This window comes from Proteus genomosp. 4 str. ATCC 51469 (assembly GCF_003144375.1).
Classification (GTDB): Bacteria; Pseudomonadota; Gammaproteobacteria; order Enterobacterales; family Enterobacteriaceae; genus Proteus.
The window spans coordinates 182160-196700 of the sequence record NZ_PENV01000002.1; the positions used below are offsets into that span (position 1 = coordinate 182160).

Below are 14541 nucleotides of genomic sequence, written 5' to 3' on the forward strand. Positions count from 1 at the left end.
GTTACTCCTATGCTTTCGCTGGCTTAGTGGCTCTGAACTCTGGGATTGTTGTTACAATCGCGCCCACTAACGCAAATAATGTACCGATAATTGTCACTAAATAAACGGTATTGCCTAATGAAGGTAATAACAGATCAATTAAGACAGAACCTAATAACTGACCCGCTGTGGATGCAACACCTAACATCAGCAAACCTAAGCCGCGAACTAAAATAGCCATTAATGCGATAGACATCAGTCCTAAAGGACCACCTAAATACATCCACCATGTTCCTGGTAATTCAAGTGTGATATGACCTAATGCCATACGAACAATTAAAGCAATCGTTAAAACAGTAAAGCCAACAATAAAGTTCCAAGTGATAGATACCATCATAGAACCCGTTGCTTCTGCGACTTTAGAGTTACCTGCTGGTTGCCAACCGGCTAATAGGCCTGCAAGGAAAGGTAAAATTGCTAAATAAATGAATGAAGTTGAATGCCATTGAGGAGAAACAACAAAGAGAGTTGCAACAACGGCTAACACTGCACCTAATACACGATATGGCGTGAAATATTTTTTCTCATCTACACCCACACCAAAACGGTCACATAATAAGCCAGATAATAACAGTGCTGAAATTAATGCCGTTTGGAATGTAGCAATCCCCAATGCACTTGCTGAAGCACCTTCTGAGAAAACAACCATCGCACCACAAAGACCCGCAAACCAGTTCCATAATGGGATTTTGCGTGTTTTAATTAAACTTGGAATTGATGCAAATTGCTGACGGTACTGTTTTTTCGACATTATGATAAAAAACATTACCACTAAACCACTGGCAAAAGAGATAACTGCACTGGCGTTACCATCTTTTAAAACGTGTCCTAACTGCCCATTCACCGCCGACTGCATTGGTGATAGCATACCTGCTAACACAGTTGCTAACATCAGCAAGGGTGTTGATAAATTTTTTGTACTCATAAGATGTTCCTTTTGGATTATTGGCTATGAGTGATTTCTTTTTTTATTTTTCAAGTAATCGGTTTTTTTATTTGCGCAGAGCTGCAACTCTGCGCTTTTTACTTTTTATAACAGTGATCCTTAATTCAAATTAACGTGCAATTTGTTTAAGAATGTTGACCCACATATCGGCATAATGAGGCCATGCTAAAAATTCTTTGCTGCCCCAGTGAGGAGAACAGTCACTCATAAAGCAACCTGTTTTTCCTTTTTCGAATTGACCAAATACCAGTAATGGATCTTCACCAATATTTAATACAGTTTCTGTATTCTCTTTAGCTGAAACTTTGTTATAGCCAAGGAACATCGGCCATTCACCGAAACCTTTCACTGATACATGTTCAGCATTTACGGCACTTGCAAATACACCTTCCGGCGCTTCAACACGATCGTCACCATCTAGCATTTCGACAGGTAGAACTTCTGCAAGTAATGTATTTTTGTAGTTTGCTTTAGCTTCAATCCCCATAAATGACAGGTAACCACCAATCATTAATAAGCCACCGCCATTCGCTACAAACTCTTTAATTAATCCCAATGCATTAGGAATAACTTTCATATTGTAGAAAGTATCGTTTTGCAGAAGGAACGTATTTGCACCAATATCACTGATGACAATGACATCGTATTTAGCCAATGCTTCTGCTGTTTGTGGAAAAGCAACCTGAACGGTATGAGCAGGCATATAATCGACTTCAACACCTTTCTCTCTTAAGCAATTTAATAAGAACGTTGAACCTTCTTCATATTTGCTGGAAGTGAAACTGTCGTAGCCTTTAGAGTGGATCATATGAATATGCCATGACTCACCAATAAATAAGATTTTCATTTTTATTCCTCTTTCAAAAAAGATTATTTATTCAGGGGATTGGGTGACAATCTGTGAATATGTTGTTTGATTGATGCGATGCATGACATTAATATCTTCAGGCATTTCTGAAGCATTACTCGTCTCAACAGCTAATGATGAAAAAGCTGATGCATAGCGTAACGCATAAGAAAACTGCTTTCCTTTTGCCAATGAGGCAGCGAGCGCGCCATTAAAAGCGTCACCTGCCCCTGCGGTATTTTTTACCACTGCCGGATATGCCGGAGAGTAAATATACTTATATCCGTCATAAGCTAACGAACCTTTACTACCTAGCGTAATAACCACCTTATTTACGCCTTGTTGATAAATAGAAACTGCTGCATTTTTTGCAGATCCTAAATCAAGAACTTCTATTCCAGATAATAAACTCGCTTCCGTTTCATTAGGTGTTAATACATCAATCATAGGAAGTAATTCATTAACTATTTTGTTATAAGGCGCTGGGTTAAGAATAATAGGAATATTATTTTCATTTCCAATAGCAATAATTTCTTTTAACGCTTCTATGTTCGTTTCTAACTGTAATAAGATAATGTCTGCATCAATAATTTTATCTTTCTGTATTTTTACTTCATCTGCAGAGATATCCATGTTAGCACCAGAGTAAATAGAAATAATATTCTCTCCACTCTCTTCCGAAACAAAAATAGACGCTGTCCCTGTTTGGTAATTTTCAGTTTGATATATCGTTGATGTTTTTATTCTTGATGACGATATAAAATTAACTGCATAATCACTAAATTGATCAGTACCAATCTTCGTAATAAAATGTACTTGCGCATCGGCATAACTCGCTGCCAATGCTTGGTTACAGCCTTTACCTCCTGGTGAGAAGATAAATTTATTTGATAATAAGGATTCCCCGGCTTCTGGCAATCTAGGCAAATAGCTAATCATATCAACATTAAAGGAACCCAGTACGCACACCTTATTTATTGCTGTTTTGTTTGCTAAATCGTTTTTATCAATTTGATCATTACATTCTAGAAATTGTATAATTTCTTTCTTGGCAACTTTATCTAATGTTTCAAATTCTATAAAAGCACCACCATGGCATCTTTTTATAATTCCTTTTTCGGCTAATGTATTTAAATCTGATCGAATTGTTTCTTTGGTAACATCAAGTTCTTTAGCCAAAACAGAAACTTTTACTGCACCATTACCTTTTATCAGATTAATTATTTTTTTATGACGTTCTGCTTTCATTTAATGTTACCTCTATGGCAACAACTTTAGTTTATTAGTTGTTATGGGATTGTGATTACAATCATATGTTATTTATTAAAAGCAAAAAAAAGCAGAAATACAAAAATAAAAAGCAAAAAGAAACAGAAATAAATAACGTTAAATGTAAGATTATTTAATAAATAAATTAATATCTTATTTCTTTTCAAGGAAAAACAAATGCGATAAATAATTTATTTTCAATTTATTTATCATAAGGAAATTTAATGCTATATTTTTCTTATTGACAATTGGGAGTAATATAAATTAAAAGGGGAAAATAAAAATTACTTTTTAAGATAAGTAGTTACGAAAAATTCATTTTATCTTTATACAAAAAAATAGTAATAATGCTTAAATTAAATACAATTTAATTGAATCGAGCAATGCATTAATTATTTTTATCATCATTATTTTCACTATGTTCTTATAATAAAGAAAGTTTAATCATTTCATTGACTGAAAAACAGAACTCTCTCTATAAATTAACGTCATTTAGTTAAGGAATACAAAAGCAATGACCAAAACACACTCGATTTCCATCTTTCATTTTTGTGATCTTGATAACGTTAAGTCAGATAGCGAAGCTCTTTTTTAGGTGAAATAAAACTTATTTTTTGAATTTATCTTTTTTTCTAGCGATTTTTATCAAAAAAATCCATTATGCTTTGTCTATTTAATACATCATTTAGTCAAACTTTAATTTTGTTTTGTAAATCAAACAGGAATTTTATTTTTTTTACTTGCCATTAATGAAGACTATTCGTTTTTTACACGCTCTGTTTGAAGTAATTATCACTAGGATAAGAATAAAAGCAGAGAATAAGATTGAAAAAAGCCACATGACCGATATTTATTGCTAATTATTTTTGTCAGTTAACCTTTTTATTAGAAACATTTTGTCATACTTCTTTCCTCGCACTTCATCCATTTTATGCCTAAATTTATACATACCGTCAGACACAACATAAATTCCTGACAAAAAGTACAACGTAAAATAAGGATATATAAATGAAAATAAAATCACTTATCGCAATCTCATTATTAAGCGCTAGCTTTTCTCTTTTTGCCGCTGAGAATTCAACATCATCCACTAATATGCAAGCTCAAGGTGTTATTCAAGCTCAAAAAGAACTAAATAACTATGAGAAACTCATGATAGAAAAAGTCTGGGTAACGACCGAGGCGATTGATGAAAAAGGCAATAAAACAGACGCAGATAATGCCCAAGTGAGTAATTATTTTGGCCTTGCTGAATATTATCCTAATGGCACATTTATTATGTTTACACCAGAAGGTAAACAGAAAATGCAAGGCGATTGGTCTATGTCAGATGATGGTAAAATACGTACCTTAGTTGCTAAAGACACTAATGGTAAGACGTTGTTTACCCGTGATGTAGAAAATATCACGATTAAAAATGATGAATATACTTATCGTATTTATCCAAACGCTGAAGATCGCAACACCTATTTCGATATTGTGCATCATATTAAAAAATAAATTTAATACGTTGTTTTATCTGCCAATAAATCCCTCATAAACAAGAAAAAGGGCTATTTTGTAGAAACAAAATAGCCCTTGCTTTATGGTTATAGCGTACTTCTCATGTAACTATTTGAATGATGCTAAACACCAAAATTAACCCACTAAATTAAATCAAGGCTTGTGATTTTCCTTCAATCCAATAAATTACTTTATGTGCTTCTTCTGGTGTTGGAACTTCCAATTTACTTAACATACGATCCATTACTTTAATAGGTACCACTTCGTTTCTTGCATCATTTTGCTTTTGCCATTGAGCATAAGGCACTTCAATGTAAACCAGCGTTATTTTTGCATTATAACGATAAAACAAAGAAATCAGCTGATCTCGCATTTTTCTTGTAATATTAGTAGCATTCCAAACAAAAGGTTTATGCTCTCGTAAATAAACTCTTGCTTGCTCTTTTGCTTGTTGTGCTATCCAACCATTAGCATCTCGATTATCAGGTTTAATATTATGTTGGTGGCGTAGCTCATCTAAACTCACGATAGGAATATCTGCACAATATTGGCGAATATAGGTATCTTTTCCCATCCCAGGTAACCCACAAAGCACCGTGACGTCACTTCCTTTTTCAGGATAAGGCTCATAATTACAATCAGTACTATTCTCTGTATGAAAATAGTGAAAACAGGCTTTATTTGAAGAAAATGGAGCAGGTTTACGCCAACAATTTAACTCTTCACAATAAAGTGTAAATAACGTAATTTTGTCAAAAAGTCCTTGTTTATCATCACAATCGCGTCCTAAAACATCTGCCTTAGCCAATAAGGCCAACAAATAACAATCCACTCTTAACGATGCTGCAAGTAATGCTTTTTTAGGATCAGGCTTATCCATTACCCACAAAGGTAATCCATGAAAGCGAACTAAAGCTGCAATTTGCTCTCTATCAGCAAAATTTAAAGGTACTTTTTCGTAGAGAAAACAACGTGTTGTTAATTCACCTTTACGCGCATGACCCGGAGAAATAATACGCCCCTCTTCTTTCCGTGTTGTAGAACGTTTTTCTACATCATGAAGAAGTGCCGAGATCCATAAAATTTGTTGCTCTCTTTCTGTCAGGGTTCCATATTCAGGTAATGATTTAACTGAATTGATTACTCTTTGTGTATGTATCGCCACATCACCTTCTGCATGATGAATAGGGTCCTGCATAACACCTGCCATATCACTAATTTCATCGTATAATTCACAGAGGTGTTCCCATGACATCTCAGTGTGTAATTTCTTATGAAGCATCATGAAGTCCCTGTGTTTTTTCCCAGATTAACGGAGCACGTCGCCAGTTTTTTTTCCAATGAACATCCGTTTTTACATGATCTTTTCTAACATATTTAAAAACGCGATGAGAAAAATCATTTAAAGAAAATGACTGAGCATCTCGTGTCACAATACCTTCCATTGGGCTTGGTTTTTGTGTTAAAACATCTTGAGATTGAAAAAAACTCGCCTGTTTGGCTTGTGAAACAATCATATTTTCAAACTCTGCTTTATCCCGACATTCCGGCAATTTAATTTCTGGCACTGTAGGAAGATCAAACAGAGAAGCATAAAACTGCACTTCTTCCCAACCTAGCCATTTATCTTTATAACGAACCGCAAACACATAAAAATATTCTTCTAAGTGTGCATATTCAATAGAATGAATGGCGTATAGATTTTCACCAAAAATATCTAGCTCACCTAAATCGTTTTTCATCATTTGCCAACGTTGACGCAGTTGAGAAGTCCATGCGGATTGCGTTGGTGTAGCATGAGAGCGAGCAAAAACTCCCATTTTATTTAGGCAATTATTTTCTCCATCCAACTTTTCTGTATGGATAAGATGTTTTATTTGGCAAATATCCTGCCACCATTGCGCATTTATACGATCGTCGTTTGTTGTGCCTGGTGAAAAAGGATAGTGATAGGTTCTATCATATTTTTGTGATTGATTATTCATTATCTTGTACTCATTAAGTAACAGAGGTTCTACCAAATTTAACTAGTTATTCGGTAAGTGAATTTTCTGTTTCTGCACCGTGACTTCAGTGCCTTAATGCGTATTACATAACTACAACCTAAATAATCAAAAGGGAAATGAAATAAATCTGGAGGGATATTACATGTAAGTTTCAAAAAGAGCTAGATATTTAATCTTCAAATTTATTTGTCTCTTTGTATTTGTAGAGATTTGAAAAGAAGCTAATCATAGCGTTTATTGAGGATAAAGAATTACATTTTCAGAATTAATTAAATTTTCAGGAAAAATAAGAGGAATATCTGAAATAAACGGCATATCTAATGTTTGAGTTCCTGTTGAAATAGATACCCCCGCTTTTAGCCATGCATCAGCAACTAATTCTGTACAATAAACCCCTTGCTTGGAATAAATGCTAAAGTTTTCTCCCACGCGCTTTAATACGATCTTTACGGCATTATTTCTAGCTTCCTCGCTTCCTTTTACTTGATAAAAACGAACAGTATTGGGTTTTGCTCGACTAATAAAGAAGTCTATATTATCAATGGTAACACCATCTTTAATACCTATATGCTCACTTGGTGTTGAATGGATCACTTTAATACCATTATCTGAAATCCACACCATTCCTACGTGACTAAATCCACTTCTATCAACTTGCTTAATTATTTCACTAATAACTTCATCACCTTCACGAAAAACTAAATCTCCATTTTTTAAATCAAGAGGTAAAGCGAGCGCATAAAATGCACCCGCTAAGAATAAAATTAAAATAGTAAAGGCACGAGTAATCACTTAAAATTAACTTTCCATTTACCATCAACATTAATCATCTCTTGTGCTTGAGTTTTTTCCACACCATCTTTTAATTTAGTTTTTAATATCACAATCGCACTATTTTTATCTTCACTATATTCAACGCTGATAACTTCAACTTTACTCAAGCCACCTTGCTTTTTAACTTGCTTACCCGTTTCCTCTACAATCATTTTAAATTTATTTTTAAATTGTTCAGTATTTGGATCTCCTTGCATTTCGCTTAAGTAACTTAATGAAATAACTTTATCACTATTCCCTGCAGCAATCGCTTCAACAAATGCAACTGCAGCCTGTCCCGGATCATCTGTTTTATCACCACACGCTGATAGTGTTATTATTGCCAATACAAAAAATAGGGCTCCCATGACTTTTTTTAACATAATTTATCCTTACCTTAGCATGATATTTTTGGCCGATGAAACTTATAAAAAGATGTCCTATATTAAGATATAAGATAATTAATACATTATTTAATAATTAACTCAATAAAGAACACTACTTTAACTTTTCTCTATTAAATTATACGTGATAAAAATAAATTTCGGCATATTTTTATATCATTATTTATTTTTGAAAAGAAATTACTTTAAAATAGCCTTTCAGTATTCATAAAAAGAACATTTTAAATACTCAACAGATAACACCATAAAATAACTATTTTTATTCTTATAAATCAATATATTAAAAAGCTCACTCTATCGACTTATCTAACTTTTTCGTTTTTTAATAACCTATTAAAGATAAAGATTAAGAATACTAAGCACCAATATTTTAAAAAGATCTTTAAAATAAAATTATTCTCTATTTATTATAGTAATTACTTTAATTTAGACTAAATATAATGTAATGAGTCCTAATTTATCTACTTAACCAGCATTATTTATATTAATATTTTATGAGATGTATCAACCCAATACATTAATAACAATATTACAACATTAAATCATGTTAAAAAACAATTCTATTTGTTTTCACAATATATTTTCTCGTATTCACCCCTATTATTTGAGCTACTTGCCTATAACACATCACTGACAAATACAAACAAACACTAGAAAAATTGTGATCACATACACCTTTTTGCATCATTAATCCTATTTAAGACAAATAGAAACTGCTTTTTTATCAACAAATAGGTAATCTAGCTGTCTGATTTTGATGACCAAACATGAATAGTTAAAAGGATATTTTATGTTTACTTCACAGCTCATGCTGGTCGGTTACGTGTTATTGGTAAGTCCTTGTGGAAATGATTCTTGCGATGCAGTTCCTGTTACAGAAACTATTTATACTAAAGATGAATGCACAACTCGACTTAACTACTTAAAACAAAAAAGACCTGACCTTATTATTTTCTGTGGAGAAGTCTTAAGAGATCCTGATGTTACTGATGAAAATCCTTATCTCACGCCACCAAACAGTGCAGATGATGTTTTCCAAATTAAGTAGTTAACCTACCCTTAATTTTATTATTAAGATAAAATACAATTTAATTTGTTTTCTTTTTACGATATACTCTTTGTACTTGAATATGTAAGGACACGTATTAGGAGTCACTAATGTCTATTGCGAAACGAACCAAAGACAAGCGCATTGCGTTAGGTTTAACACAGTCAGAACTTGCTACTTTAGCAAATACCACACAGCAATCTATTGAACAGCTAGAAAGTGGTAAAACTAAACGTCCTCGTTTTTTACCTGAATTAGCAAAAGCATTAAATTGTGATTTAGCTTGGCTATTAGAAGGTGAAGAGCAACCTAATGTTGCTTCTGAAATTCCACCTGAAAATGAATGGCAACCTGTTAGTGAATGGGATAGCAATACCCCTTTAGGTGCTGATGAAGTAGAAATCCCCTACTTTAAAAGTATTGAACTTGCGGCTGGTGATGGTTGTTGTACTAACGAAGATCATAACGGATATAAATTGAGATTTTCTAAAAGCACATTACGTCGTTATGGCGCTTCCTCACAAAATGTCATTTGTTTTTCTGTTTATGGTGATAGTATGTCTCCCGTTATCCCAAATGGATCAACGGTTACTGTTGATACAGGCAACACACGCATTGTAGATGGTGGCATTTATGCTATCGAACAAGATGCCTTATTCAGAATAAAACTGCTTTATCGTCAACCAGGCGGCAAATTAATTATACGTAGCTATAATAAAGACGAATTCCCTGACGAATCAGCAGAAACTGATTCTGTAAAAATTATGGGCCGTATCATTCATTGGTCAGTAATGGCTTGGTAATCAATAATCAAAGCAATAATTTCAACGTATTGAATTTTCAGTAACAACTTGTCCTTTAGACAATAAAACCGTTTTATCTGCTAGCGCTCTGATTTCACGAGGTTCATGAGTAACCATGATCATCGTTATTTCCTTAGATTTTAAGGAATCAATTAAATCCCAAAGCTGATAACGTGTTTCCCAATCCAAACTCGAAAAAGGTTCATCCAGTAGTAAAAGTTTGGGTTGGCTAATAAGAGCTCTTGCCAAAGCCACGCGTTGTTGTTCCCCTCCTGAAATTTGATGAGGATAACGTGTAGCAAGATGTTCAATTCCCATCTGCTCTAATATCGCCCTTTCTCTCTCCTTGCTTCGTTTCTGTTTTGCACCATATTGTGCTAACCATAAGTTTTGAGTCACCGTCATAAATGGAAATAAATAAAGCCGTTGATTTAAATATCGACAGGAACGTAACCACACTGGCTGTTCATTTATATTTTTATTTGCAAGGTAGATATCTCCAGAGTACGAAGTATATCCAGCAATCGCATTTAAAAGTGTAGTTTTACCGCTTCCTGATGTACCACTTATTCCTAAACAAGTTCCTTTCTCTACCTTTAACGAGACATCTTTTAATATACCCGATGTTAATGAATGAATTTCTAACATGATGCCTTCCTTTCTCGCTGTAAACGATGCAACGCAAATAATAAAGTAATCGCGATAGCGATAAGAACAAGCGCACAACCTATTGCCAAAGTGAAGTCTCCACTGGCGATATTTAGATAAATTGCCATCGGTAACGTTTCTGTTTTTAATCTTGTTGCACCAGCTAACATTAATGTAGCGCCAAACTCACCTAAAGCTCTAGAAAATGCAATAATGCTTCCACTCATTAAAGCTGGCCAACACAATGGTATTTCAATCAAGAAAAATGTTTTTGTTGGTGTTAATCCTAAATTTTGCGCAGTTTGAATATAAGCGGGATCAACAGACTTGAAGGCAGAGAGGCTATTTCTCATAATAATCGCACTAGCGACATAAGTTTGAGCAATAATAATACCTAACGGTGAAAAAAGAGAGCGAGATAATTCAGGAAAAACACCCGTCAAAGGTCCCTGATTTCCTAACAATAATAATAAGCCGATACCGATAACTAATGGAGGAGTAACCAAAGGTAAGTCTAATAACGCATCAATAAAGCGATGTCCTTTAAAAGGAATTCTTGCCATTGCCCATGCGGCAGGTACACCTAAGATAATTGCCAAACATAAAGAAGTTAATGCCGTACTAAGTGACATACCAATAGCAAAATGAAATTCAGGATCAGTAATGACTTGTCTAAGTTCAACATATGAAAGTTGGCATATTAATGCAATTAGTGATCCTAAGATCAGAAATAACAATAAAAAAAGTGGAATTAATGCCCAACGAAACACGTTATTTCCTTTTCTAAAAATAAAATTTATTTTGCTGTAATAATGAAAAAAGCCACCAGTGAGTTGGTGGCGAAAAAACACAATTTATGTGAGAAAAAAAATCTATGGTTTCGAAATTACAGGAAGAAAACCATAATCAGTAAAAGCTTTTATACCCTCTGCACGTGTAAAATAATCAGCAAGTAATTGTGCTTCTTTGGGATTTGCTGATGTTTTTAAAACTGCCAGAGTTGCCACTTCTTCAGGACTACCTTCAGGTACTGGAAGTAAAACCAATTTATCTTGGTTTTTCATTGCATCTGCATATCCAATAATAGCGGCATCCACTTCGCCATTAAGTAAATACATAAGCAATTGTTTAATCGTTGCTGTACGTACAACTACTTTGTCGCGTAATTTATCACCTTGACCTGATGCATCAATAAGTTGTTCGCCACTTTTTCCTAATGCTATAGCTTTAGCATCACCCATACCTAGCTTTAATGAACTGTTCGCAAGATCTTCTAACGTTTTAATATCGCCCACTTTATCTTTGCGTACAGCAATCACGGGAATATGGCGAACAATAGAATATTGGTTAACAACCTGCCCTTCTTTATCTAACTTTTCCACATAATCTTGTGAGCCAGGAAAAAATAGATCTCCCTGCTTAGTTAAATTAAAGCGTGTTAATATTTGACCTGAACCGCCATACTCAATAGTGACTTTATTTCCAGTTTCTTTTTCAAATACAGTAACAACTTGTTCTACTGGTTGTTTTAAACCAGCGCCAGCATAAAGATGAAGCTCAGCTGCCAGTGTATTATGACAAATTAATCCTAGTGCTAGCCCTAAGCCAGCGAGTAATTGGCGTTTCATAAAATAGGTAACCCTAACTATCGTTATATAATTTTTTATATAATGAATGATATAAGAGTTTAAGGCAAGAGGCTCATATAAAAAAAGAGAAAAATGTTAACAACTTATCATTTTTACCCTTTTATTTATCTATGAGTTTTACAAAAGAAGCTGATTAAAATAAACACTTCAATATGTTCATTTCTATCAGAAATAAGTAGATTATAAAAATAGTAGCTCGCCAACAAATCCCCGTCTTCACGAGGATTTTATTATTAGCTTTCTAATTCTAATAATGCCAAGGCCGTCACTTCATCAATAACAATATCAGTAGCGTAACCTCCTTTTATCACCCCTATTGTTGCTTGAATATTTTCCACACCTCCGGCGATAAAAAGTCGCTGAGGTATTTGCCTTAACTGAGCTAAGCTTATTCCCATTATCCTAAGGTCAATATCAGAAACCAGAGGATTGCCTTGCAAATCATAAAAGCGTCCGCAAATCACCCCTACAGCACCCAAATCGCGGTATTGCGCCATTTCACTGCTGGTTAACACGCCGGTTGTCACTAGAGGATTATCATCCAATGTATTACCCACAACAAAAAGTGCTTTATTACATTGATTCAGCGCTGAAAAATTACGTCTAATAATAGGCTCAGCTTGAAGCTCCATTGCTAAACGTGCACTCGAAACGACAGCAGGCACATGTAAATTAATACTGCATCCTGATAATTTATTTGCAATTAATGCAGCCGCTTCTGCCGTTTTAAAATCAGGTTGTGGTGCAACAGCACCTATCATTTGTAGTACGGTGACATTCTTTAGTGATTTGGGTGGAAGATAATTACCTAACTTATAAATTGTTCGTCCCCAAGCGACACCTAAAATGTCATCATCACCCATAATTTGAGAAAGATACATCGCTCCTGCTTTCGCTAGTCTTTCTCTGTTCATATTTAATGTATGTTGCGATTTATTTTTTTCTTCATCAGGTAAAATAAGCACATTATTAAGATCGAATTTTGCTTTTATTCTGATTGCATAATCAATCGTAGAAAATACTGATGAATCTAAACTAATATTTACGAATCCTTTTTCTCTAGCTAAATGCAAATATTTCACGACTGTGACTCGGGAAACACCCATAATATTTGCAACTTCACTTTGACTGAGTCCGTCCTGATAGTAAAGCCACGCAGCATAGAGAACGGGATCATTATCAAATAAACTCGCGTTCTTTAGCGAATTATTATCCATTTTAAACCCCACAAATTTTTATAAATCTTTTGACTAATTAATTTATTTTATATTAGAGATATTATTGAAGATGAAAATATCCTTGCTTAAATTAAGCCTTATAACACAAATAGATACATTCTATTAATCTACTAATAATATCGGCACCCTGATATTTTTCTTTACTACAAGAGCCTAATAATACGTAAAAAGCCCTTAATAATGCCGTAAACGGTTCATAACGAGAAAGTTTTTTTTGAAAATACCGTTTTATTTCGATAAAAATAAAAATATTAGCTTTAAGTTTTAAAAAGTTTTATTTTGGTAAAATTAAAATCACCAAAATCTAGTCACCAATGTTAATAAATAGATTAATATCAAAAGGAAAAACAATGATAATTGCATACTCAACTGCACCAAATGAAATGATTGCTAATGAAATCGCTCACTATCTCATCAATGCAAAACTGGCTGCCTGTGTAAATCTGATACCCCATGTAAAATCTATTTATCATTGGAATAATGAAGTTATTGAAGATAATGAAGTACTTATGATGATTAAATCCGAAAAAAGCAAGCAACACGTTTTAATTGATGCAATTATCGAAATACATCCTTATGACACTCCTGAGGTTATTATAATACCGATTGAAAATGGTTTTAAAGGTTATCTTAATTGGATACACCAATCGTTGAATTAAAATAACATTCGATTTTATAGAAAGCTTTTTTAATTATTTTTATGAAGATGATAATAGTTTGCTAATAAGAAATATTTCAATATCTCAATTATTAGACAAGTATAGTCACGTTAATATTAAATATATTTTCTTATTATCAATGAGTCCGCTTTAATATTTACATGTATATAATCATAAGTATTCAATTTTTTATAGAAATAATCTTGAATATTAGCTTGTTTATGAAAAATCATAAAAAGTAATTATTTTATATTTTCATTCTCTATTTTTTAAAAATAGAAGATAAACAGTTTTAAATTCTAATTTAATGGATTTACCAACATCTTATTCTCGTTATTATCTGCTATACTCAATACGCTTTCTCTAAATTACACATGAAAAGGAGTGAGTTGTGAAAACAAACAGAGTCGCAAGACGTATTTTAGGTTTACCTTATAATTTAAGTCGGTCTAAAAAGAAAGTGCGTTTTTCCATTATTGCCTCTACTGATGCTGAGAACTTACCTGCTGAGCTAAAAAGTATGGCTCAAGTCTGTTTAAAGCAAGATTTTAGAAAAAAAGCAGAGAATAAACGTATATATATGAAGCTGACAGATGCTTTCCCAGAGTATCTTGCGACTAATTAAATTTTTATACGTTAACGCTATTTTATAAATAGTTATCATATCAA

Annotated in this window: 16 protein-coding genes; 5 read left to right on the top strand and 11 right to left on the bottom strand. The window is 33.4% G+C overall.

Annotation, left to right across the window (positions count from 1 at the left end; translation table 11 throughout):
* Positions 1-7: 7 nt before the first annotated feature.
* The 3 genes from DK866_RS03035 to DK866_RS03045 form a co-directional block, all read right to left on the bottom strand.
* Entirely contained in the window at positions 8-964 is a 957-nt protein-coding gene (locus DK866_RS03035) for a DMT family transporter (RefSeq protein ID WP_109407683.1), read from the bottom strand.
* Between the two features lie 130 nt (positions 965-1094).
* Complete coding sequence (locus tag DK866_RS03040) at positions 1095-1832, bottom strand: glutamine amidotransferase (RefSeq protein WP_109407684.1); 738 nt, start codon at positions 1830-1832, stop codon at positions 1095-1097.
* Between the two features lie 27 nt (positions 1833-1859).
* On the bottom strand, positions 1860-3080 hold the full coding sequence (locus DK866_RS03045) for a PfkB family carbohydrate kinase (RefSeq protein ID WP_072068340.1): 1221 nt from the start codon (positions 3078-3080) through the stop codon (positions 1860-1862).
* Positions 3081-4109: 1029 nt separating this feature from the next.
* Here DK866_RS03045 and DK866_RS03050 point away from each other — a divergent pair.
* The gene (locus tag DK866_RS03050) at positions 4110-4601 is read left to right on the top strand and encodes a DUF4822 domain-containing protein (protein WP_109407685.1); all 492 of its coding nucleotides are present in this window, start codon (positions 4110-4112) and stop codon (positions 4599-4601) included.
* Positions 4602-4752: 151 nt separating this feature from the next.
* Here the strand turns inward: DK866_RS03050 and DK866_RS03055 are convergent, their stop codons facing one another.
* From DK866_RS03055 to DK866_RS03070, 4 genes are all read right to left on the bottom strand, one after another.
* Positions 4753-5889, bottom strand: coding sequence for an AAA family ATPase (locus DK866_RS03055; protein WP_109407686.1), 1137 nt, complete (start codon positions 5887-5889; stop codon positions 4753-4755).
* Positions 5876-6589, bottom strand: a complete 714-nt coding sequence (locus tag DK866_RS03060) for an RNA ligase family protein (protein WP_109407687.1) — start codon at positions 6587-6589, stop codon at positions 5876-5878. Before DK866_RS03060 ends, DK866_RS03055 begins: the two co-directional genes overlap by 14 nt.
* A 255-nt stretch (positions 6590-6844) precedes the next feature.
* Entirely contained in the window at positions 6845-7402 is a 558-nt protein-coding gene (locus DK866_RS03065; RefSeq protein ID WP_244179645.1) for a YiiX/YebB-like N1pC/P60 family cysteine hydrolase, read from the bottom strand.
* Complete coding sequence (locus DK866_RS03070; protein ID WP_109407688.1) at positions 7399-7806, bottom strand: DUF4878 domain-containing protein; 408 nt, start codon at positions 7804-7806, stop codon at positions 7399-7401. The genes DK866_RS03065 and DK866_RS03070 overlap by 4 nt, the downstream gene beginning before the upstream one ends.
* An 811-nt stretch (positions 7807-8617) precedes the next feature.
* On the opposite strand from DK866_RS03070, the gene DK866_RS03075 reads away from it, so the two are divergent.
* Positions 8618-8875, top strand: coding sequence for a hypothetical protein (locus DK866_RS03075; protein ID WP_109407689.1), 258 nt, complete (start codon positions 8618-8620; stop codon positions 8873-8875).
* Positions 8876-8985: 110 nt separating this feature from the next.
* On the top strand, positions 8986-9678 hold the full coding sequence (locus DK866_RS03080) for an XRE family transcriptional regulator (protein WP_109407690.1): 693 nt from the start codon (positions 8986-8988) through the stop codon (positions 9676-9678).
* 21 nt (positions 9679-9699) lie between these two features.
* Here the strand turns inward: DK866_RS03080 and DK866_RS03085 are convergent, their stop codons facing one another.
* The 4 genes from DK866_RS03085 to DK866_RS03100 all read right to left on the bottom strand — a co-directional run bounded on the left by DK866_RS03085 (position 9700) and on the right by DK866_RS03100 (position 13192).
* The gene (locus DK866_RS03085) at positions 9700-10326 is read right to left on the bottom strand and encodes an ABC transporter ATP-binding protein (RefSeq protein WP_109407691.1); all 627 of its coding nucleotides are present in this window, start codon (positions 10324-10326) and stop codon (positions 9700-9702) included.
* On the bottom strand, positions 10320-11096 hold the full coding sequence (locus tag DK866_RS03090; protein WP_109407692.1) for an ABC transporter permease: 777 nt from the start codon (positions 11094-11096) through the stop codon (positions 10320-10322). The genes DK866_RS03085 and DK866_RS03090 overlap by 7 nt, the downstream gene beginning before the upstream one ends.
* 102 nt (positions 11097-11198) lie before the next feature.
* Complete coding sequence (modA, locus tag DK866_RS03095) at positions 11199-11954, bottom strand: molybdate ABC transporter substrate-binding protein (RefSeq protein WP_109407693.1); 756 nt, start codon at positions 11952-11954, stop codon at positions 11199-11201.
* Positions 11955-12208: 254 nt separating this feature from the next.
* Complete coding sequence (locus DK866_RS03100; RefSeq protein ID WP_109407694.1) at positions 12209-13192, bottom strand: sugar-binding transcriptional regulator; 984 nt, start codon at positions 13190-13192, stop codon at positions 12209-12211.
* Positions 13193-13563: 371 nt separating this feature from the next.
* On the opposite strand from DK866_RS03100, the gene cutA reads away from it, so the two are divergent.
* Complete coding sequence (gene cutA, locus DK866_RS03105; protein WP_109407695.1) at positions 13564-13872, top strand: divalent-cation tolerance protein CutA; 309 nt, start codon at positions 13564-13566, stop codon at positions 13870-13872.
* Between the two features lie 391 nt (positions 13873-14263).
* Positions 14264-14497, top strand: a complete 234-nt coding sequence (sra, locus tag DK866_RS03110; RefSeq protein WP_109407696.1) for a stationary-phase-induced ribosome-associated protein — start codon at positions 14264-14266, stop codon at positions 14495-14497.
* Positions 14498-14541: the final 44 nt, after the last annotated feature.

Coding starts and splice junctions, on each gene's coding strand:
- DK866_RS03100 (WP_109407694.1), bottom strand. CDS start 13,192: ATGGATAATAATTCGCTAAAGAACGCGAGTTTATTTGATAATGATCCC.
- DK866_RS03050 (WP_109407685.1), top strand. CDS start 4,110: ATGAAAATAAAATCACTTATCGCAATCTCATTATTAAGCGCTAGCTTT.
- DK866_RS03085 (WP_109407691.1), bottom strand. CDS start 10,326: ATGTTAGAAATTCATTCATTAACATCGGGTATATTAAAAGATGTCTCG.
- DK866_RS03055 (WP_109407686.1), bottom strand. CDS start 5,889: ATGATGCTTCATAAGAAATTACACACTGAGATGTCATGGGAACACCTC.
- modA (WP_109407693.1), bottom strand. CDS start 11,954: ATGAAACGCCAATTACTCGCTGGCTTAGGGCTAGCACTAGGATTAATT.
- DK866_RS03070 (WP_109407688.1), bottom strand. CDS start 7,806: ATGTTAAAAAAAGTCATGGGAGCCCTATTTTTTGTATTGGCAATAATA.
- DK866_RS03040 (WP_109407684.1), bottom strand. CDS start 1,832: ATGAAAATCTTATTTATTGGTGAGTCATGGCATATTCATATGATCCAC.
- DK866_RS03060 (WP_109407687.1), bottom strand. CDS start 6,589: ATGAATAATCAATCACAAAAATATGATAGAACCTATCACTATCCTTTT.
- DK866_RS03035 (WP_109407683.1), bottom strand. CDS start 964: ATGAGTACAAAAAATTTATCAACACCCTTGCTGATGTTAGCAACTGTG.
- cutA (WP_109407695.1), top strand. CDS start 13,564: ATGATAATTGCATACTCAACTGCACCAAATGAAATGATTGCTAATGAA.
- DK866_RS03080 (WP_109407690.1), top strand. CDS start 8,986: ATGTCTATTGCGAAACGAACCAAAGACAAGCGCATTGCGTTAGGTTTA.
- DK866_RS03045 (WP_072068340.1), bottom strand. CDS start 3,080: ATGAAAGCAGAACGTCATAAAAAAATAATTAATCTGATAAAAGGTAAT.
- DK866_RS03075 (WP_109407689.1), top strand. CDS start 8,618: ATGTTTACTTCACAGCTCATGCTGGTCGGTTACGTGTTATTGGTAAGT.